The sequence below is a fragment of the Nocardioides xinjiangensis genome (genome assembly GCF_017916455.1).
GTDB classification, from domain to species: domain Bacteria; phylum Actinomycetota; class Actinomycetes; order Propionibacteriales; family Nocardioidaceae; genus Nocardioides; species Nocardioides xinjiangensis.
Genome location: NZ_JAFMSY010000001.1, coordinates 1,107,189 through 1,125,572, shown reverse-complemented (window position 1 = coordinate 1,125,572; position 18,384 = coordinate 1,107,189). Strand labels below are relative to the sequence as shown.

General features: G+C 73.6%; 16 protein-coding genes. 7 read left to right on the top strand and 9 right to left on the bottom strand.

The genetic code is table 11. The features are described from left to right. The 6 genes from J3P38_RS05335 to J3P38_RS18290 all read right to left on the bottom strand — a co-directional run bounded on the left by J3P38_RS05335 (position 1) and on the right by J3P38_RS18290 (position 5,815). A complete protein-coding gene (locus tag J3P38_RS05335) occupies positions 1-1,257 on the bottom strand; it encodes a sensor histidine kinase (RefSeq protein WP_210502896.1) in 1,257 nt (418 codons plus the stop codon). Between the two features lie 56 nt (positions 1,258-1,313). After that, entirely contained in the window at positions 1,314-2,144 is an 831-nt protein-coding gene (locus tag J3P38_RS05330) for a response regulator transcription factor (RefSeq protein WP_246849889.1), read from the bottom strand. 1 nt (position 2,145) lies between these two features. Next, the gene (locus J3P38_RS05325; RefSeq protein WP_210502895.1) at positions 2,146-2,538 is read right to left on the bottom strand and encodes a hypothetical protein; all 393 of its coding nucleotides are present in this window, start codon (positions 2,536-2,538) and stop codon (positions 2,146-2,148) included. Next, a complete protein-coding gene (locus tag J3P38_RS05320; RefSeq protein WP_210502894.1) occupies positions 2,538-4,352 on the bottom strand; it encodes an Ig-like domain-containing protein in 1,815 nt (604 codons plus the stop codon). The genes J3P38_RS05325 and J3P38_RS05320 overlap by 1 nt, the downstream gene beginning before the upstream one ends. Before the next feature lie 184 nt (positions 4,353-4,536). Continuing rightward, a complete protein-coding gene (locus J3P38_RS05315) occupies positions 4,537-5,166 on the bottom strand; it encodes a signal peptidase I (protein WP_210438784.1) in 630 nt (209 codons plus the stop codon). Between the two features lie 103 nt (positions 5,167-5,269). Further along, positions 5,270-5,815: a TasA family protein gene (locus J3P38_RS18290; RefSeq protein WP_210438783.1), complete on the bottom strand. Its 546-nt coding sequence runs from the start codon at positions 5,813-5,815 to the stop codon at positions 5,270-5,272. A gap of 319 nt (positions 5,816-6,134) precedes the next feature. Between J3P38_RS18290 and J3P38_RS05305 the strand changes: the two genes are divergently transcribed. The 5 genes from J3P38_RS05305 to J3P38_RS05285 all read left to right on the top strand — a co-directional run bounded on the left by J3P38_RS05305 (position 6,135) and on the right by J3P38_RS05285 (position 11,463). Beyond that, positions 6,135-7,619, top strand: coding sequence for a GntP family permease (locus J3P38_RS05305; protein WP_210438782.1), 1,485 nt, complete (start codon positions 6,135-6,137; stop codon positions 7,617-7,619). Position 7,620: 1 nt separating this feature from the next. Then, the gene (locus J3P38_RS05300) at positions 7,621-8,940 is read left to right on the top strand and encodes a four-carbon acid sugar kinase family protein (protein WP_210502893.1); all 1,320 of its coding nucleotides are present in this window, start codon (positions 7,621-7,623) and stop codon (positions 8,938-8,940) included. A gap of 93 nt (positions 8,941-9,033) precedes the next feature. Then, a complete protein-coding gene (pdxA, locus tag J3P38_RS05295; RefSeq protein WP_210438780.1) occupies positions 9,034-10,071 on the top strand; it encodes a 4-hydroxythreonine-4-phosphate dehydrogenase PdxA in 1,038 nt (345 codons plus the stop codon). 26 nt (positions 10,072-10,097) lie between these two features. Continuing rightward, complete coding sequence (locus tag J3P38_RS05290) at positions 10,098-10,874, top strand: DeoR/GlpR family DNA-binding transcription regulator (protein ID WP_210502892.1); 777 nt, start codon at positions 10,098-10,100, stop codon at positions 10,872-10,874. A 49-nt stretch (positions 10,875-10,923) separates the two neighbouring features. Next, positions 10,924-11,463 carry a DUF488 domain-containing protein gene (locus tag J3P38_RS05285; protein WP_210438778.1) on the top strand — a complete coding sequence of 180 codons (540 nt, stop codon included), beginning with the start codon at positions 10,924-10,926 and terminating at the stop codon, positions 11,461-11,463. A 37-nt stretch (positions 11,464-11,500) separates the two neighbouring features. Here J3P38_RS05285 and J3P38_RS05280 read toward each other — a convergent pair whose 3' ends face one another. After that, entirely contained in the window at positions 11,501-12,688 is a 1,188-nt protein-coding gene (locus tag J3P38_RS05280) for a zinc-dependent alcohol dehydrogenase (protein ID WP_210438777.1), read from the bottom strand. 170 nt (positions 12,689-12,858) lie between these two features. On the opposite strand from J3P38_RS05280, the gene J3P38_RS05275 reads away from it, so the two are divergent. Next, complete coding sequence (locus J3P38_RS05275; protein ID WP_210502891.1) at positions 12,859-14,301, top strand: sensor histidine kinase; 1,443 nt, start codon at positions 12,859-12,861, stop codon at positions 14,299-14,301. Further along, positions 14,298-14,942 carry a response regulator gene (locus J3P38_RS05270; RefSeq protein ID WP_210438775.1) on the top strand — a complete coding sequence of 215 codons (645 nt, stop codon included), beginning with the start codon at positions 14,298-14,300 and terminating at the stop codon, positions 14,940-14,942. The genes J3P38_RS05275 and J3P38_RS05270 overlap by 4 nt, the downstream gene beginning before the upstream one ends. On the opposite strand, the gene J3P38_RS05265 is transcribed toward J3P38_RS05270, so the two are convergent. Continuing rightward, positions 14,920-15,213: a DUF6907 domain-containing protein gene (locus J3P38_RS05265; RefSeq protein ID WP_210438774.1), complete on the bottom strand. Its 294-nt coding sequence runs from the start codon at positions 15,211-15,213 to the stop codon at positions 14,920-14,922. The genes J3P38_RS05270 and J3P38_RS05265 overlap by 23 nt on opposite strands. A gap of 87 nt (positions 15,214-15,300) precedes the next feature. Continuing rightward, the gene (locus tag J3P38_RS05260; protein ID WP_210438773.1) at positions 15,301-18,219 is read right to left on the bottom strand and encodes an HYR domain-containing protein; all 2,919 of its coding nucleotides are present in this window, start codon (positions 18,217-18,219) and stop codon (positions 15,301-15,303) included. Positions 18,220-18,384 lie beyond the last annotated feature (165 nt).

The following is an 18,384-nucleotide window of genomic DNA, read 5'->3' as shown; positions in this document are numbered from 1 at the left end:
CTATCCCGCGGACGCGGCGGTCCGGGGCAGCATCAGCAGGAACCGCGAGCTGCCGCTCTCGTCGCGCACGAGGTAGCCGCCCAGCGCCTCCGCCAGCTCGGCGGCCTTCTCCAGCCCCTGCTCCACGTCGTCGCCGGCGGGCAGCGCGCCCTGCAGCTGCCGGTGCGTCGCCGCGCTGCCGGCGGTCGGCTGGTCGGCGTCCCCGACCCGGACCCGGAGGTGGGTGTCGAGCTCGGCGCAGTCCACCACGATCACGCCGGGCGTGTGCCGCGCCGCGTGGTCGAGCAGCATCTCGAGCAGCTCGGTGAGCTCCTCCGGCGCCACCCGGGCCGGCACGGTGCCCGACGACTCGAACCTGACCTCCCGCCGCTGGCCTGTCTCCGTCTGCCGCCAGTCCGCGATGACGTGCCGGACGAGGGCGGCGAGGTCGACGTCGAGCGTGCCGGTGCGGCGCGTGTCGCGGTCCTGCGCGAGCAGCTCCTGGATGGTCGAGCCGAGGCGGTCGATGGTCTCGAGCGCCGTCGCCAGCTCCTCTGCGACCGCGGGCGCGGTCTCCGGCCAGTGCCGCAGGTCCTCGAGCTGCAGGTTGAGCCCGGTGATCGGGGTCAGCAGCTCGTGGGAGGCGTTGACGGCGAACTCGCGCTCGCGCTGGACGAGGGCGTCGAGCTGGGCGGCGCTGCGGCGCAGGGCGGTGCCGATGGCCTCGGCCTCGGGGACGGCGTAGTGCGGCACGTCCTGGTGGAAGCGCCCCTGGCCCAGGGCGGTGGCGACGCCGGCGAGCTCCTGGAAGGGGCGGGACAGCCGGCGTGCCAGGAACAGCGCGGCGACCGCCGACGCGGCGAGCAGCGCGACCCCGAGCAGGACCAGCGGCATGATCGCGTCCGCCACGCCCTCCTCGACGACCGTCCCCGACCGCGTCAGGGTCAGCCGGCCGCCGCCGTCGACCGAGGCGGTGACGACCAGGTCCGAGTCGTCGGGCTCGAAGGAGTCACCGGCGCGCGTGGTGGTGCCGTCGGCCGCGACGTGGACGATGCTCTCGGCCTCGCCGAGCGCCTGCTCGAGGGACGACCGGGCGACCGGGAGGTCGCGCTCCTCCTGCACCGCGAGGACGGCGGCCATCGTGTCGACGACCCGCTGCATCTCGTGCTCCTGCTGGTGCTCCACGAGGTCGGCCAGGACGTACGCCCGCGGGACGCCGTACAGCGCGATCACGGCGACGGTGCCGCCAACCAGCAGCGCGAGCAGCCGGTCACGCATCGGACCGGTCACTCATCGGATCGGTCATCCGTCGGGCCGGTCACGCATCGAGCCGGTCACGCATCGGGAGCCTCCCGCTCCATCCGGAACCCGACGCCCCGGACGGTGTCGATGCGCGCGGGCGCCCGGTGGTCCTCGAGCTTCTGGCGGAGCCGGCCGATGGTGGCGTCGAGGGTGCGGGTGGAGCCGAACCAGTTCTCGTCCCAGACGCGGTCCATCAGCAGCTCGCGGGTGACGACCGCGCCCGGCTCGGCGTCGAGCAGGGCCAGCACGTCGAACTCCTTGGCGCTCACCGGCATCTCGCGGGAGCCGACCCAGACGCGCCGGGCGCGCGTGTCGACGCGGAACCCCTCCGTGGCCGCGGCCCGGGGCGCGGGCTCCGCGGCAGGCGGAGCGGCAGGCGACGCGGCAGCCGGCGGGACCGGCGGCGCAGCCGGCGCCGCGCTGGGGACGGCGGCCGCGGGCGCGGAGGTGGCTTCGGGGGTCGCTCCCGGGGTGCCAGCCGCCCCGTCCTGGCCGACGCCGCTGCGGCGCAGCAGCGCCCGCACGCGGGCCAACATCTCCGACAGCGGGAACGGCTTGGCGAGGTAGTCGTCGGCGCCGATGTCGAGCCCCACCACGCGGTCGAGCTCGCCGCCGCGCGCGGTGAGGATCATGATGCTGCCCGGGTAGCCGCCCTCCCGGGCGCGGCGGCAGACGTCGAGCCCGTCGATGTCCGGCAGGCCCAGGTCGAGGATCACGAGCTGGGGCGGCGCCGAGGTCACCACCTCCAGGGCGGCGAGCCCGCCGGTGACCCGCTCGACGGCGTACCCCTCACGCTCGAGGGTCCGGACCAGCGGCCTGGCGATGGTGTCGTCGTCCTCGACCAGCAGCACTCGCGGTGACATCTCACAGAGCATAGGGCGGCCGATCGCCCACCGACGCCTGCCGCAGCCGCATGTCGAGGAGCGCGAACGCTCCCGTCGCGAAGGCCAGCGCGACGACGAGCACCTCGGTGCCGGACAGGCCGGTGGAGACGCTGCCGGGGAGCCCGACGGTGCCGACGAGGACGGCGCCGGCCGCGGACAGGACGGTGACGACCCACACGAGCAGGCGGGAGCCGAAGGTGTCGTGCCGCAGCAGCACCGCCGCCGCCGCGGTCGCGCAGCCGGTCCCGAGGAGGATGACGCGGGCGTACGCCGGGACGACGTCGTGGCTCAGCGCGGCCACGAGGTGCACCATCGCGAGCGTCGCGAGGGCGGCGGTCGCGGCCCGGGAGAGCGCCGTGTGCGTGGTGCCCATCAGAACTCCCGGTCCAGGGCGCCGGTCTCGCTGACCGGGGCGACCGAGCAGGCCATGCCTGCGACGTCCGTGGCCAGGTTCGACGGCGTCCACGACATGGTGCCGCCGGCGCTGGAGGTCCGGATGGAGCTGCTGCCGCTCACCACGGTGCCCAGCTGCAGGGTGACGGTGCTGCGCACCACGCCGTCGACGGTGACGGTGCCCGCGGTCATCGTCGCGTTGAACGTCACGTTCCGGCTCGACCGGACGTGCTCGCCGCGCAGGACGACCTGTCCCAGGTTGACCGCGACACCGTTGCGGAGGACCTCGAGGGTGTCGCCGGTGTTGCCGCGCGACGGCGTGTAGAGGTTGCCGTCGCGCACCCGGACGGTCACCGGGAGCGCGGCGCCGGTCCAGCCGGACGTCACCGTGCCGTGGTTGAGCTGGCCGCTGAAGGTGTAGGTCATCGTGTCCGCCGCCTCGAGCCGGCCGGCCGAGGTGCCGCCGTTGGCCGTCTGGACGTCCACCCCGCGGAACGGGGCGTTGTCGACCCGCCGGGCGCCGAGCGTCGCGGACGTCGTGACCTTGCCGGTCCCGTCGAGCAGCACGGCGCGCAGGTCGTAGAGCCCGTCGGCGACCGTCGTGGTGTTCCACGAGCAGGTGTACGGCGCGGCGGTGTCGGTGCACACGTCGGTCCAGGTGGTGGTCCCGCTCGGGGCCCGCTGGATCCGCACCGAGGTGACGCCCGCGGTGGAGCTGGCCGAGGCCGTCAGCGCGACGGTGCCGGTCAGGAAGGCGCCGGGGTCCTCCATGGAGACCGAGGAGACGGTGTTGTCCACGACGCGGCTCGTCACCAGCGCCGAGGTGGTGGCGTTGCCGGCCACGTCGGTGGCGACCGCGCGGAGGGTGTAGCTGCCGTCGGGGAGCGTGGTGGTGTCGACCCGGCAGGAGTACGGCGCCACGGTGGTGGTGCACAGGGTGCGGTACGTCGTGCTGCCGGTGGCGGCGTACTGGAGCACGACCGACGCGATGCCGGAGTGTGCGTCGGAGGCGGTCGCCTCGAAGGTGCGGGTGCCGCTCAGCGGCGAGCCCGGGTCGGTCATGGTGACCGTCGGCGCGAGGTTGTCGACCAGCACGTCGGCGAGGACGGCGGAGGTGTAGGTCGTGGTGCCGGAGGTCGCGACCGAGCGGAGGTCGTAGTAGTCGTTGGCGAGCGTGGTGGTGTTCCACGAGCAGGTGTGCGGTGCCGTCAGCGACGTGCAGAGCTGCTTCCAGCTGCCGCTGCCGGCGACGGCGTACTCCACCCGCACCGTGTAGGGGAGCAGTCCGCCGTTGTGGATCGTCGTGGTCAGCGGCACCGTCCCGCGGACGACCTCGCCCGGGTCGCCGAGGGTGACCAGGGTGGTGTTGGCGACCGTGGTGGTGACCGCGTCGGAGGTGGTGGCGTAGCCGGCGTTGTCCGTGGCGCGGGCGCGCAGCTGGTAGGAGCCGTCGGCGAGGGCCTTGGTGTTCCAGGCGCAGCTGTACGGCGCGGTGGTGGCGGTGCAGACGTCGACCCAGCTGGAGGCGCCCGGCGCGAGGTAGGAGATGACGACGGCCTTGACGCCCGTCTCGCCGTCGCTCGCGGCGGCGGTGAGGGTGACGGTGTCCTTGACCGGGCTTCCGGGGTTCTGCAGCGACACGGTCGGCGGCGTCCAGTCCGGCGAGGCGGTGACGTTCGAGGCGGCGTTGCGGCTGCCGGCGGTGAACGCGGCGGTCGAGGTGCCGGGCGCGAAGAAGCCGGCGACGGCCAGGAGGAGGCCCATCGCGAGCAGGAGGTTCGAGCGGCTGGTCACGACACCAACGCTAGGCAAGCGCACGCTACGCCTCTTCGACACGATTCCTCCTCCAGGTACACGGTTGCGCACGGTTCGCGCGGCACGGGTCCGAGACCCGGGGCGGACCCTGGGGTGGACCCGGGGGCGGGGTCCGGGACAGGCCCGGACGGGCCCGGACGGGCGGTGGGTGCCCGGTGCGGCGTCAGGCCGCGACCGGCGACGCCACCCGCGCCGGGACGTCCGTCGGGTGGCCGTCCGCCGCGGGCAGGAGCGCGGGCGCGGGCGCCTCGCGGTCGCCGGGTCGGCGGAGGGCGCCGACCAGCTCGACGAGGCTGAGCAGGGCGATCAGCCCGGCCGGCACGCCGATGACGAGCATCCGGGTCTCGCGGTCGGCCAGGGCGATGAGCGCGTAGCCGACGTAGGGGACCGTGAGCTGCACGACGGGCTGGGTGCCCTCGTCGAGGGTGAACTTCCACGGGTCGGGGTCGGGGTTGGCGTCACCCTGGGTCCGGAACACGCGGGCCCCGGTGTCGCTGCGGCCGGCCTTGACGATGCGGTGGGTGACCAGGGTTCCCACGCCGCTGTCGGCTGGAGGCAGGTAGGTGATCACGTCCCCCACGGCGAGGTCCGCCACGTCCACGGGCTTCTCGATGGCGATGGAGCCCTTCTCGAACGTGCCGGACATCGAGCCCCCGGTGATGACGTACCGCTCGTAGCCCATCAGGCTCGGCAGGAGGTACGCCGCCGACACCAGCGTGACGGCGACGAGGACGAGGTTGACCGTCCACTGCGTCAGCGTGGCGGTCACCGAGCGGGAGGCTCCGGTGCTCATCGGGCGGTTCCGTTCTCGAGGGGGGTCGGTGGGGGCGTCGGGGCGCGGCGGGGGCGGGAGGTGGGCGGGAGCGGCCGGGTGCTCGGAGCGCTCCCGCCGCGACTCACTGGTTGTAGGTGGTGCCGTCGAGCTGGACGGAGTCCCACTGGTAGACGGCGTTGGCGCTCTTGCCCTGGTCGGCGTTGGGGGTGTCCTGGGCGAGCTTGACGGTGAAGGTGTAGGTGTGGGCGTCGCCGGCGGCGTAGGTGCCGAGGGCGGTCTTGGTGCCGTCGACGAGGCCGCCGAAGGTGCCGGTGTAGACGGTGGCGCCGGTGGTGGTGTCGGTGATGGCGAGGCTGAGGTTGGCGCCGGTGAAGGCGTTGGTGGAGGAGACCTCGGTGAGGGTGAAGGCGGCGGGAAGGGACCCGGTGTTGGTGAGGGTCAGGGTGCCGTTGAGGGTGTCGCCGGGCTTGAGGTTGGTGAGGTCGAAGACGGCCTTGCCGTCCTTGGAGTTGGTGTGCTTGAGGGTGCCGGAGGTGACGGCGGAGGCGGTGTTGCCGGTGGTGGAGGTGAAGGTGGCGCCGGAGCCCACGGCGATGGCGCCGGCGGCCGCGAGGGTGGCGAGGGGGATGAGGACCTTGCGGCGGGTGGCGGCGGCGGTGGTGGTCACGGGGTGCTCCTGGGGCGTGTGCGGGGATCGGTGGTTGATGAGAAGAACGCTACGGAGCGCCGCTCCACGCGCACGTCGCGCTGAGGCTGCTCGTGCGCCACGCGAACCGCACAGTTCGCTACGGTCGCGCACTCCCGAGCCCCGGCACGCACCGGGGCCAGTGGCGCATCGCGACCACCGGGGCTGAGCCACGCGTGGTGCGGATAAACTGCGCACATTGCGCAACTTAGTTGCGCAGAACTCTTGCCTGTGACGGTCGCCACAGGTCAGGATGAGGTGAGCCCGCCGACCGGCGAGCCACGCCATCTGGAGGCAATCGATGGATCCACAACTCCTGCTCGCCCTCGTGCTCGGCATCGGGACGATCATCTTCCTGGTCCTGCGCACCCGCATCGACGCCTTCGTGGCGCTGCTCATCGCCGCCCTGGTCACCGGCTTCGTCGCCGGCTCGCCGGCGCTCGAGACGATCACCTCGATGACGACCGGGTTCGGCAACACCCTCGCCTCGATCGGGATCGTGATCGGCCTCGGTGTCGCGATCGGCAAGATCCTCGAGGTCTCCGGAGCCGCCGACGCGCTGGCCAAGACCTTCGTCCGGGCGCTGGGCCGCGGCCGGGAGCACTGGGCCATGGCCGGCACCGGTGCGGTCGTGTCGATCCCCGTCTTCTGCGACTCCGGCTACGTGATCATGAACCCGCTGGCGCGCTCGATCGCCCGCCGGCTCAAGGGCCGCTACGTCACGCTGGCGCTGGCCCTCGGCTGCGGCATGACCCTGACCCACCACCTCGTGCCGCCCACCCCCGGGCCCCTCGGCGTCGCCGGCATCCTCGGGGCCGACCTCGGCGGGCTGATCCTGGCCGGGCTGGTCTTCTCGATCGTCCTGCTGCCGATCGTCGTCCTCTACGCCGCGTGGATGGGGCCGAAGCTCGAGAGCGAGCTCAACGACAACGTCCGCGAGGCCGTCTACGGCACGGCGGCCGTGCACGGCTCGTCGCGCTCGGGGGGCACCGCGACGGCCACCGTGACCGACGAGGGTCCCGGGACGCCGGTCGCCGACGAGCCGCCGGTCCACCAGCTCGGCGAGCCCCCCGCGGGCGGGAAGCCGCACACGATCTCGTTCGGGCTCGCCGCCCTGCCGCTGCTCGTGCCGCTGCTGCTGATCGTGCTCAACACGGTCGCCACCGCCGTCGACCGCAACAGCCAGGGCGCGCTGGGCCCGGAGGACGAGTACACCCCCGCCGCGTGGGCCGAGGTGCTGGCCTTCATCGGCAACCCCGTCGTCGCCCTCATCATCGGCATCGTGCTCGCCGTCTACGTCCTCCTCCCGCGGTGGACGCCGCGCAAGCAGGTCCACGGCTGGATGGCGGACGCCGCCGCCTCGGCGGGGCTCATCATCTTGATCACCGGCGCCGGTGGCGCGCTCGGCCAGGTGCTCCGCGACTCCGGGGTCGGTGACGCGCTCGCCGAGGCGATCGCCGACCTGAGCCTGCCGGGCGTGCTCGTCCCGTTCCTCATCGCGAGCCTCGTGCGGCTGGCCCAGGGCTCCGGCACGGTCGCGATGATCACCGCGGCCTCGGTGAGCGCCCCGCTGGTGGACGGCCTGGGCCTGTCGGCGCTCGCCGCCGCGCTGGCCTGCTGCGCCGGGTCCATGGTGTTCAGCTACTTCAACGACTCCTACTTCTGGGTCGTCACCCGCTTCACCGGCCTCGAGGGCACGGCGGCCCTGCGCGGCTGGTCCGGGATCACGACGGCCGTCTGGCTCGGGTCGCTGCCCCTCGTGCTCATCGCGGGCGCGGTGCTCTGACGTGGCAGGCGTGCTGGTCGTCGCGGACGACCTGACCGGGGCGAACGCCGCCGCGGCCGGGTTCGCCCGGGCGGGCTTCCGCGCCGCCACCGCCAGCGCCGGCGAGCACGCCGACGTCGTCGCCGAGATGGTCTCGCGCTTCGACGTCGTCGTGGCAACCACCGACAGCCGCCACCTGGACCCGGCCCGGGCGCGCGAGCGCGTGGGCCGGGTCGTCCGCGCGGGCTGGCCCGCGCGGTTGGTCTGCAACCGCATCGACACCACCCTGCGCGGCAACGTCGGTGCGACCACCCGCGAGGTGCTCGAGCGCGTCCGCGAGCTGACCGGTGCGCGGGTGGCGGTGCTCTGCGCGCCGGCGCACCCCGCCGCGGCGCGGCAGACCATCGGCGCGATCCAGCTCCTCGACGGGCGCCGCCTCGAGGACACCGAGGTGGCGCGCGACGCCAGGACCCCGGTACGCACGTCGAACGTCGTCACGCTCCTGGTCGAGCAGGCCGACCTCGACGTGGTCGCGGTGCACCTCGAGGACATCACCGGCGACCTGGACGCTCTCGCCGACACGCTCAGGCAGCACCTCGAGCGGGGAGCGGAGGTCATCGTCGCCGACGCGACGACGACCGAGCACCTCGACCGGGTCGCGACCGCCGCGGTCGCGGCGACCGCCGGCACCGACACGGTGTGGACGACGAGCGACCCCGGCCCGGCCTCCGTGGCGCTGGCCCGCGCGATGGGGCTGGCCGACGACGTGCCCGGCGCTCCGCTGCTCGTCGTCTCCGGTTCGGCCACGGAGCTGACCCGGCTGCAGCTGCGCCAGCTCGTCGCCGAGCGCGGCGCCCAGGCGTTCCGCACCCCCGGAACGCACGCTGTGCCCGACGTGGACGCCACGGTCGCCGTCCTCCACGACGCCCTGGACGACGCCGGCAGCGGAGGCATCGTCGTGCTGGCCACGGTCCTCGACGAGTCGGACCTCTGGTCGCCGACACCGGAGGAGGCGATGCAGATCCCGCTCGCCCTGGCCCGTGCCACGCGCCGCGCGCTGGAGTCGCGTCGCGTGGACGGCGTCTTCACCACCGGCGGCGACGTCACCGCCGCCCTCCTCGCCGAGCTCGGCTCGCACGGCCTCGAGGTCTCCGACGAGGTCGAGCCGCTGGCCGTCTCCGGGTCGCTCGTCGGTGGTCCGTGGGACGGCCTGCAGATCGTCACGAAGGGCGGACTGATCGGTGACGCGCGCACCACCATCGCCTGCCTCGACCACCTCCGCAGCCAGGTCGACACGCACCGCAAGCAGGTCACCGCGGCCGAGTCGCGCGCCCGCACCTGACCGCCCGAGCCAGCGCACCCGCACGCACCGAACCCGGCACCCACACCGCACCCACCACACGCCCCGCACATCCCGCACCCAAGGAGAGCCCGCATGCCCCGACACGTCCTGGCCCTGACCCTCGGAGACCCCGTGGGCATCGGACCCGAGATCACCGCAAAGACCCTCGTCGACCAGGCCGGCGCCACCGACCACCACGGCGTGGCCGTGGGCGACCCCGCCGCGCTGCGCCGCGGCGCGCAGGCGATGGGCCTCGACGTCGAGGTGCGCGTCGTCGACGACTTCGACGTCGAGCCGGCCGAGGGTGTCATCGACTGCTACGACACCGGCGTGCTGGGCGACGACGTGCCCGAGTGGGGTGTCGTCGACAAGCGCGCCGGCCTCGCCGCCGTGCGCTCGATCGAGGTCGCCACCCAGGCGGCGATGGACCGCAAGGTCGCCGGCATCGTCACCGGTCCGATCAACAAGGAGGCGATCTGGGCCGCCGGCTCGGAGCACCTCGGGCACACCGAGATGCTCGGCGCCCTCACCGGCGTGACCAAGCAGGACACGATGTTCGTGGTGCGCAACGACGCCGCCGGCGGCCACCACCTGCGCATCTTCTTCACCACCCGCCACGTCTCGCTGCGCCAGGCGCTCGACCAGGTGACTCGCGAGTCCGTCGGCGAGTCGATCCGCAAGGCCCACACCGCGCTCGAGGTGTTCGGCGTCGACCGGCCTCGCCTCGCCATCGCCGCGATCAACCCCCACGGCGGCGAGAACGGCGCCTTCGGCGACGAGGAGATCGTCCACCTCGCTCCCGCGGTCGAGGACGCCCGGGCCGCCGGGCTGGACGTCGCTGGGCCGGTCCCGGCCGACTCGGTGTTCCACCAGGGCCTCGTCGGCCGCTACGACGGCGTGCTGTCGCACTACCACGACCAGGGCCACATCCCCGCCAAGACCTTCGACTTCGACGGCACCATCTCGGTCACCGTGGGGCTGCCGATCCTGCGGACCTCGGTCGACCACGGCACCGCCTTCGACATCGCCGGGTCCGGGAAGGCCGGTCACGGCACCATGCTCTCGGCCTACCTGGCGGCGGTGGACTACGCGCCGTACGTCGATAACATCCGCTCGACGTACGGCTCCTGAGGACCAGGCGCCGGGGTGGGAGACCAGTGGCCGGCGACACCCGGGTCCGACGCGCGACGCAGGCGCGCCACGACGCGATGGTCGACCTCGTGCGCGCGGGGGTGGACAGCGTCGAGGTGCTGTCCGAGCGGCTCGGCGTCTCGGCGTCCACGGTCCGCCGCGACCTCGCCACGCTGCAGCGCGGCGGGCGGCTCGCCCGGACGTACGGCGGCGCGCTGGCGCGCGACGTCTTCCACGAGCGGTCGTTCACCGAGAGCGAGCGCCTCAACCTCGCCGCGAAGTCCGCGATCGCCACGGCCGCGGCCGACCTGGTGCCCCAGGGGGGCACGGTGTTCGTCGACGCCGGGACGACCTGCCTGGCGCTCGCGCAGCTGCTGGTGGACCGGGGCCCGCTGACGGTCGTGACGCGCGGGCTCGAGGCGGCGCTCCTGCTGTCGAGAACCGGCGGGGTGGACGTGGTGATCGTCGGCGGGCGGGTGCAGCCGCTCAGCCACGGAGTGACGGGTCCGCTGTCCTCGCTGGCGCTCGACCGCTACCACTTCGACGTGGCGTTCCTCGGTGCGGACGCGGTGGACCCCGTGCGGGGTCTGGGCGAGCCGACCGTGGACGAGACGTGGGTCAAGGAGCGGGCGGCCGCGGTGGCCGACCGCGTGGTGCTCCTCGCCGACGCGTCGAAGCTGGAGCAGCCGGCCCCGGCCTGGCTGCCGGTGAGACCGAGCTGGACGGTGGTGATCGACGGTGCCGCGCCGCAGGCCGCCGTGACCCAGCTGCGCGAGCGCGGCGTGGAGGTCGTGGTCGCGTGAGCGGGGCGGTGTCCGAGCACGGAGGGGCGGGGAGCGGGAGGAGGCAGGCATGGGACGGCTGCTCACCGTGGGGCACGGCACCCTCGACCGGCACGCCCTCGCCGAGCTCCTGACGGGTGCCGGCGCCGACCTGCTGGTCGACGTCCGGCGCTTCCCGAACAGCCGGCACAACCCGGACGTCAGCGGCGAGGCGATGGCCGCGTGGCTGCCGCAGGCCGGGATCGGCCACCGCTGGGACGAGCGCCTCGGCGGCCGGCGGCGGGTGCCGAGGGGCGGTGAGGACGCCGACGGCTGGTGGCGGGTCGAGGCGTTCCGGGCGTATGCCGCCCACACCCGCACGCCGGAGTTCCGCGCGGCCCTGCAGGACCTGGCGCGGGACGTCGAGGCGCAGGACACGACGGTCGTCATGTGCAGCGAGAGCGTGTGGTGGCGCTGCCACCGCCGGCTCGTCGCCGACGCGGCCGCGCTGCTCGCGGGGCTGGACGTCGCCCACCTCGCCCACACCGGGAGGACCACGCCGCACGAGCCGTCCGCCGGCGCCCGGGTCGTCGACGGGCTGCTGCGCTACGACGCCGACGCCGACGGGTGAGCGGCATGGACGGGACGGGCGCCGGGACCGCGCCGGCTCAGGGCTGGAAGACCACCTTCACCATGCCCTCCTCCTTCTTCTGGAAGTGCTCGTAGGCGCTGGGCGCCTCGCTCAGCGGGAGGTGGTGGGTGGCGAACGCGTCGACGCCGAACGGGTCGTCCTCGACCAGCATCGCGAGCAGCTCGTCGGTCCACCGGCGCACGTTGGCCTGGCCCATGCGCAGCTGGACCTGCTTGTCGAAGAGCTGCATCATCGGCATCGGGTCGGCCGAGCCGCCGTAGACGCCCGAGATCGAGATCGTGCCCCCGCGGCGCACCGCGTCGATGGCGGTGTGCAGTGCGGCGAGGCGGTCGAGGCCGGCGTTCTTGACGACCGGCTCCGCGACCGCGTCGGGCAGCATGCCGGCGAACTTCTGCACGGCCTGGGCGCCGGGGGAGCCGTGCGCCTCCATGCCGACGGCGTCGATGACCGCGTCGGGTCCGCGGCCACCGGTGGACTCGCGGACCACGTCGCCCACGCCGCCCACGTCCATCGCGTCGTCGAGGTCGAGCGGCTCGGCCCCGAAGGCCTCGACGCGGGCCAGCCGCTCGGGCACGCGGTCCACCGAGATGACGCGGAGACCGGCACGGACGCCCATGCGGGCGCTCATGTCGCCGATCGGACCGGCGCCGAGGACGAGCAGGGTACCGCCTGGCGGGACGTCGGCGTACTGCAGCGCCTGCCAGGCCGTCGGCAGGACGTCGGAGAGGAACAGGAAGCGGTCGTCGGGGTGCTCGTGCGGCACCTTGACGGGCAGGAAGTCAGCGAAGGGGACGCGCAGGTACTCCGCCTGGCCGCCCGGCACCTGGCCGTAGAGCTTGCTGTAGCCGAAGAAGCTCGCGCCGGTGCCGTGCTCGCGGTTCTGCGTGGTCTCGCACTGGCTGTAGAGGTGCTGGTCGCACATGAAGCACGAGCCGCACGAGACGTTGAACGGCACCACCACCCGGTCGCCCACCTGGAGCGACGAGACGTCCGGGCCGACCTCCTCCACGATGCCCATCGGCTCGTGACCGACGACGTCGCCCGCCTCCATGAACGGTGCGAGCGTCTCGTAGAGGTGCAGGTCGGAGCCGCAGAGGCCGGTGGAGGTGATCTTGATGATCGCGTCGGTCGGCTCCTCGATGCGCGGGTCGGGGACCTCGGTGACCTGCATGTCGTGGACGCCTTGCCAGGTGACTGCCTTCATTCCGCTGTACCGCCTTCGGTCGGGGTCGTCGAAGCGGTCCCGTACCCGGGCGCCGATGGGGCATACCGCCCGCCCGGACGGGTGGACGACCTGCTAGGAACCGTCGACCGAGATCGAAGATCTCGTCAAGATCGCCGTGACGGAGCGCCATGTCGCCCTACAGTCCCCGCATGCCGGTGGGGCGGCTCCAGACACGTGACGTGGGACGCGAGAGCGCGACCGCGCTCACGGTCGCGGGCTGGGCCGCCGGTGTGGGGTGCACGGCGGCGATCCTCGGGACGCCGTACCTCCGCTTCGGCTACCGCAGCCCGGAGCTCCACCTCGTGCTGGACTCGGTCGACGCCTGTGTGGCGCTGCTGCTCGCCTACCTCCTCGCCGGCCGGTTGCGCCGCACCCGGCGCTGGCGCGACCTCCTGCTGGCCGTCGGCCTCGTGGTCCTGGCCGTCGTTGGCCTCGGGGTGGCGCTGTCGGTGCACCTGCTCCCCGTCGAGGCACGCTCCACCATCGGCGTCTGGCTCCCGGTGACCCTCCGCACCGCTGCGGCGCTGCTCATCGCCGCGGCGGCGTCGGTGGGCGACAGGCCGGTGCCGCCGCAGCGGCTGCAGTGGGGCCTGGTCACGCCCCTGCTCGCGCTGCTCCTCGCGGCGGCCCTCGTGGTGGTGCTGCGCGACAGCCTGCCCACTGCCGTCACCGTGCGCGACCACCCCCTCTCGGACCGACCCGCGATCCGGGGCCACGCCGTCCTGGTGGCGGCGCAGGCGCTGGTCGCGGGCTGCTTCCTCTACGCCTCCGTGCGCTTCACCGCGCAGGCGAGGAAGAGCGGGGAGGAGCTGCTGACCTGGCTGGGGCCCGGCTGCGCGCTGCTCGGCTTCGCGCGGATCAACTACCTCGTGTTCCCCTCGCTCTACTCCGGCTGGCTCTACACCGGCGACCTGCTGCGGACCGGCGGCTACGCGTGCCTGTTGGTCGGCGCCGCGCGCGAGATCCGGCGGTACTGGGCCGCGCGAGCGGACCTCGCGGTCGTCGAGGACCGCCGTCGCCTGGCGCGGGAGCTGCACGACGGCGTGCTGCAGGAGCTGGCGTGGATCAGGTCCGAGGCACGCACCCTGTCCCATCGAATCCACGAGGCCCAGGACGCCGAGAGCGAGACCGCAGTGCAGTCGATCCTCGACGCCAGTGACCGTGCGCTCGACGAGGCGAGGGCGGCGGTGGACGCCCTCGGCACCGGCCCCGACGAGCCGCTGGGCTACGCCCTCCACCGCTCCGCGCGCGACGTGGCGGAGCGCCACGGTGCGCGCGTCGTCGTCGAGCTCGACGACTCGGTGCGTGCCGACCAGACCCAGCGGCACCACCTCGCCCGCATCACGCGGGAGGCGGTGGGCAACGCCCTGCGTCACGGTGGCGCCTCGTGCGTACGCGTCACGCTGGACGCGACGGCCTCGGGCGGACGCCTGGTGGTGAAGGACGACGGGTGCGGCTTCGACGTGCAGGGCGCGACCGCGCGCTCGGGCTACGGGCTGACGAGCATGCGCGCTCGGGCGCAGGCGCTGCCGGGGACGTTCGTCCTCGAGTCGGCGCCGGGACAGGGGACGACGGTGGAGGTGGACTGGTGAGCGACGGTGCGATGAGCGTGGTGATGGCCGACGACCACGCGCGGATGCGGACCCGGGTACGGCAGGCCCTCGAGGCCGGCGGCTGCGTCGTCGTCGGCGAGGGCGCGTCCGCCGAGGAGGCGGTCGCCCTGGCCCTCGAGCACCGGCCCGACGTCGCGCTGCTCGACGTGCACATGCCCGGCAACGGGATCACGGCCGCTCGGGAGATCGCCCGCACGCTGCCCGGGACGGCGGTGGTGATGCTCACAGCCTCGGGCGAGGACGACGACCTCTTCGACTCCCTACGGGCGGGCGCCTCCGGCTACCTCCTGAAGGACACCGAGCCCACCCAGCTCGTCGACGCGCTGCGTGGCGTGCTGGACGGGGAGGGGGCGATGTCGCGGCGGCTGGTCGCCCGGATCATGGACGAGTTCCGCTCGCCGGCCACGCCGCGCTTCAGCCGCCGCTCGAGGGCGTCGGCCCGGCTCAGCGCCCGCGAGTGGGAGGTGATGGAGCTGCTCGGGGAGGGGCTGTCGACCGACGAGGTCGCCCAGCGGCTGTTCGTGTCACCCACCACCGTGCGCGTCCACGTGTCCGGCGTCCTGCGCAAGCTGCGGGTCAAGGACCGCGAGAGCGCCTTCAGGCTCCTGCGGGAGGGCTGACCTCGGCGCCCCGGTCGACCAGCTGGGTCAGTGCGTCGATCAGCGCCTCCGCCTCGTGGAGCGTGAGCTCCTCCGCGCCCACGAGCACGAAGGGCCCTTCCTGCGCGCCGGTGCCCGGGTCGACCGTCATGCAGAGCCGGAGGACCGTGTGGCGCACCACGAGCGAGCCGCTGACGTGCACGGTGTCGTCCTCGCCCCGGTGCCGGCCGTGGGTGAGGGTGCACCAGGTCGGGCACGTCCCGGGTCGATCCGACGGTGGGACCGTGTCCATCGCCGTCCACCTCCCTGTGCGGTGCTGCTCGTTCGCCCCCAGGCCACGACGTGGCCTGGGGGCGACTTCGTCCGAGCGGGTGCCTGGCTACCTGAGCGAGACGTTGACGGTGCGGGTCACGCCGTCGCCCATGTCGATCCTGAGCTGGTAGGAGCCGGAGGACAGCGTCTTCGTGCTGAGGTTGAAGACGTACTGGCCGCTGGTGGCGTCGTACCGGAACAGGTTCCCGGTGGTGGCGTTCGAGGTGGAGACCGCCTCGATGCTCGTGCCGGTCGCGGCGGACCCGAGCCGCTGCAGGTAGAGCCGGGCGGGCAGGGTGGTGATGCCCGCGCTCGCGCCGGTCAGCTGGAACTTCACCGGGACGGTGCTGCCGAGCTTGAAGACCGAGCTGCCGTCGGTGTTCACCGGCTGCAGCACCCCGGACCAGGCCGCCGTCACGGTGACGGTGAACCGCTCCGTGCCGGTGTTGCCGGCCTTGTCCTTCGCGGTGCACGTGACCGTGGTCGTGCCGAGCGGGAACACGGTGCCCGACGGCTTGTCGCAGGCGGCGGCGACGTTGCCGTCGACGAGGTCGGTCGCGGTCGCGGCGGCGTAGGAGACCACGGCCCCGTTGACCGAGGTCGCCACGGCGCTCCTCGCGGAGGAGACCGTCACGTTGGGGGCGGTCGTGTCCTCGACGGTGACGTCGAACGAGTTGTCGCCGACGTTGCCGGCCCCGTCCTTGGCCGAGCAGGTGACCTTCGTCGTGCCGACCGGGAACACCGTCCCGGACGCCTTGTCGCAGGACGCCGTGAGCGGACCGTCGACGTCGTCGGAGGCGGTGACTCCCATGTAGGCGACGGTCGCGCCGCTCGGGCCGGTCGCCTCCTTGACGATGGCGGACGGGACGGTGACGACCGGCTTGGTCCGGTCCTGCACCTCGACGGTGAAGCTCGCACGGCCGGTGTTGCCGGCCCTGTCGGTCGCCGTGCAGGTCACGGTGGTGCTCCCGAGCGGGAACGCGCTGCCCGACGCCGGGTCGCAGGTCGCCGAGACCTTGCCGTCCACGAGGTCCTTGGCGCCGGCGTCGGTGTAGGTCACCCTGGCCCCCGTCGGGGAGTCGTTGCCCACCGAGAGGTTGGCCGACGTGGTCACCTCGGGTGCGGTGGTGTCGACGACCTTGACGGTGAACGAGCCGGTGCCGGTGTTGTTGGCCGCGTCGGTGGCCGTGCAGGTGACCGTGGTGGTCCCGAGCGGGAACGTGGTGTCCGAGGCCTTGGAGCAGCTGGGGTTCATCGGACCGTCGACCACGTCGTTGGCGGCGACGTCGCCGTACGCGACCTCCGCGCCGTCGGCACCGGTGGCCTCCGCCACGACGTCCGCGGGCACCTTGACCTCCGGAGCCCTGGTGTCGCGCACCGTCACGCCGAAGCTGTCGCTGCCGGAGTTGCCGGCCTTGTCGGTCGCCGAGCAGATGACCGTCGTGGTGCCGAGGGCGAAGGTCGACCCGGAGGCCGGGGTGCACGTGGTGGTGACCGCACCGTCGACGGCGTCGTGCGCCGACGTGGTGAAGGACGCGGCGGCGCCGGCGGCGGAGGTCGCCTCCTCGACGACGCCCTCCGGCACCCGGACAGCCGGGGCGGTGGTGTCCCGGACGGTCACCGTGAAGGAGCTGTCGCCGAGGTTGCCGGCCTTGTCGGCGGCCGAGCAGGTGACCGTGGTCGTGCCGATCGGGAAGACCGAGCCCGGCGCGCTGCTGCAGCTGACGGCGACAGCACCGTCGACGTCGTCCACCGCGGTGGCGGCGTCCCACCTCACGGCGGCACCGGCGGCGCCGGTCGCCTCGGCGGTGCGGTCGGCCGGCACGGAGACGACCGGCTTGGTCGTGTCCTGGACCTCCACGGTGAACGTGCCCACGCCCTTGTTGCCGGCCTTGTCGGTGGCGGTGCAGGTGACGGTGGTGGTGCCCAGCGCGAAGGTGCTGCCGGACGCCGGGGTGCAGGTGGCGGCGACGGTGCCGTCGACCAGGTCGGTGGCGGTCGCGGCGTCGTACGTCACCTGCGGGGCGTTGTTGCCGACCACCTTGTTGGCCGCGGTGAAGACCTCGGGTGCCGAGGTGTCCCGCACGACGACGGCGATCGGGTCGCCGGCGCCGGTGTTGCCGGCCTTGTCGGTCGCCGAGCAGGTGAGCGTCGTCGTCCCGACGGGGAAGCCGTCGCCGGACGCGTACGCGGCGCCGCCGGCCGTGCAGGTCACCGGACGGGGTCCGTCGACCGCGTCGTACGCGCTCGCCGCGAAGGTGACCGGGGTGAGCGGACCGGTCGCCTCGGTCGGGGCCGGGGCGGTGGCGCTCACCAGCGGCTTGCTGGTGTCGACGATGGAGTAGGTGGCCGATGCCTTCGCGTTGAGGCCGCCGGCGTCGTCGTAGCTGCAGGACGCGGTCTGGGTGCCGAGGCCGTCGGCGGCGCGGGCGCCGGTGACGGGGCCCAGACCGGCGTCGAAGCTGCTGCTGCCGTCCTCCTTGTCGGTCACCGAGCAGGTGGCCGCCGGGACGTTGCCGAGCTCGTAGGAGGCGCCGTTGGCGACGCCCTTGACCGCCACGGAGGGGGCGGTGTTGACCACGACCGGCTTGGTGACGGTCAGGCTGAAGGCGGCACCGCTGGTGGTGTAGGTGCCGGTGCCGGAGTCGGTCACCGACACCGAGATCGAGTAGGTCCCCGGCGTGGCCGAGGTGAAGTCGAAGAACTGCGTGGTGTCACAGCTGGTGAACGTCCGGCTGGCCGGCGCGACGGTGACACCCGCGGGCACGTTGACCTTCACGGTCGCAGGCGTGCTGTCGGCGGGATTGCAGTTGCCCTGCGGGTCGCCGGCGCGTTCGTTCTGGTTCCGGATGGTGTAGCCGATCGTCGTCGTGTCGCCCGCCGCGACCGACGGGCTGCCGCCCGCGACGACGGTGTTGGACACGATGTCGGCGTACGCGCCGGTCGGCGCGGCCAGCACGGCCAGCACCGTGGCGGTCGCGAGCACGACGGCGCGACGCCACCCCCCGGGCGCCTGCGCCGACCGCCTCGGACGTACGGCTCTCCTCGACGACGCCTGCGCCGACCCGCTTGCACCACTCATGACTTGCCTTCCCCACTGTGCTGGTCGCCCCGGGCGGGCGACTCCCACAAGAAGGGTGTGGCGCGCGAG

Coding starts and splice junctions, on each gene's coding strand:
- J3P38_RS05335 (WP_210502896.1), bottom strand. CDS start 1,257: ATGCGTGACCGGCTGCTCGCGCTGCTGGTTGGCGGCACCGTCGCCGTG.
- J3P38_RS05330 (WP_246849889.1), bottom strand. CDS start 2,144: ATGTCACCGCGAGTGCTGCTGGTCGAGGACGACGACACCATCGCCAGG.
- J3P38_RS05325 (WP_210502895.1), bottom strand. CDS start 2,538: ATGGGCACCACGCACACGGCGCTCTCCCGGGCCGCGACCGCCGCCCTC.
- J3P38_RS05315 (WP_210438784.1), bottom strand. CDS start 5,166: ATGAGCACCGGAGCCTCCCGCTCGGTGACCGCCACGCTGACGCAGTGG.
- J3P38_RS05305 (WP_210438782.1), top strand. CDS start 6,135: ATGGATCCACAACTCCTGCTCGCCCTCGTGCTCGGCATCGGGACGATC.
- pdxA (WP_210438780.1), top strand. CDS start 9,034: ATGCCCCGACACGTCCTGGCCCTGACCCTCGGAGACCCCGTGGGCATC.
- J3P38_RS05285 (WP_210438778.1), top strand. CDS start 10,924: ATGGGACGGCTGCTCACCGTGGGGCACGGCACCCTCGACCGGCACGCC.
- J3P38_RS05280 (WP_210438777.1), bottom strand. CDS start 12,688: ATGAAGGCAGTCACCTGGCAAGGCGTCCACGACATGCAGGTCACCGAG.
- J3P38_RS05275 (WP_210502891.1), top strand. CDS start 12,859: ATGCCGGTGGGGCGGCTCCAGACACGTGACGTGGGACGCGAGAGCGCG.
- J3P38_RS05265 (WP_210438774.1), bottom strand. CDS start 15,213: ATGGACACGGTCCCACCGTCGGATCGACCCGGGACGTGCCCGACCTGG.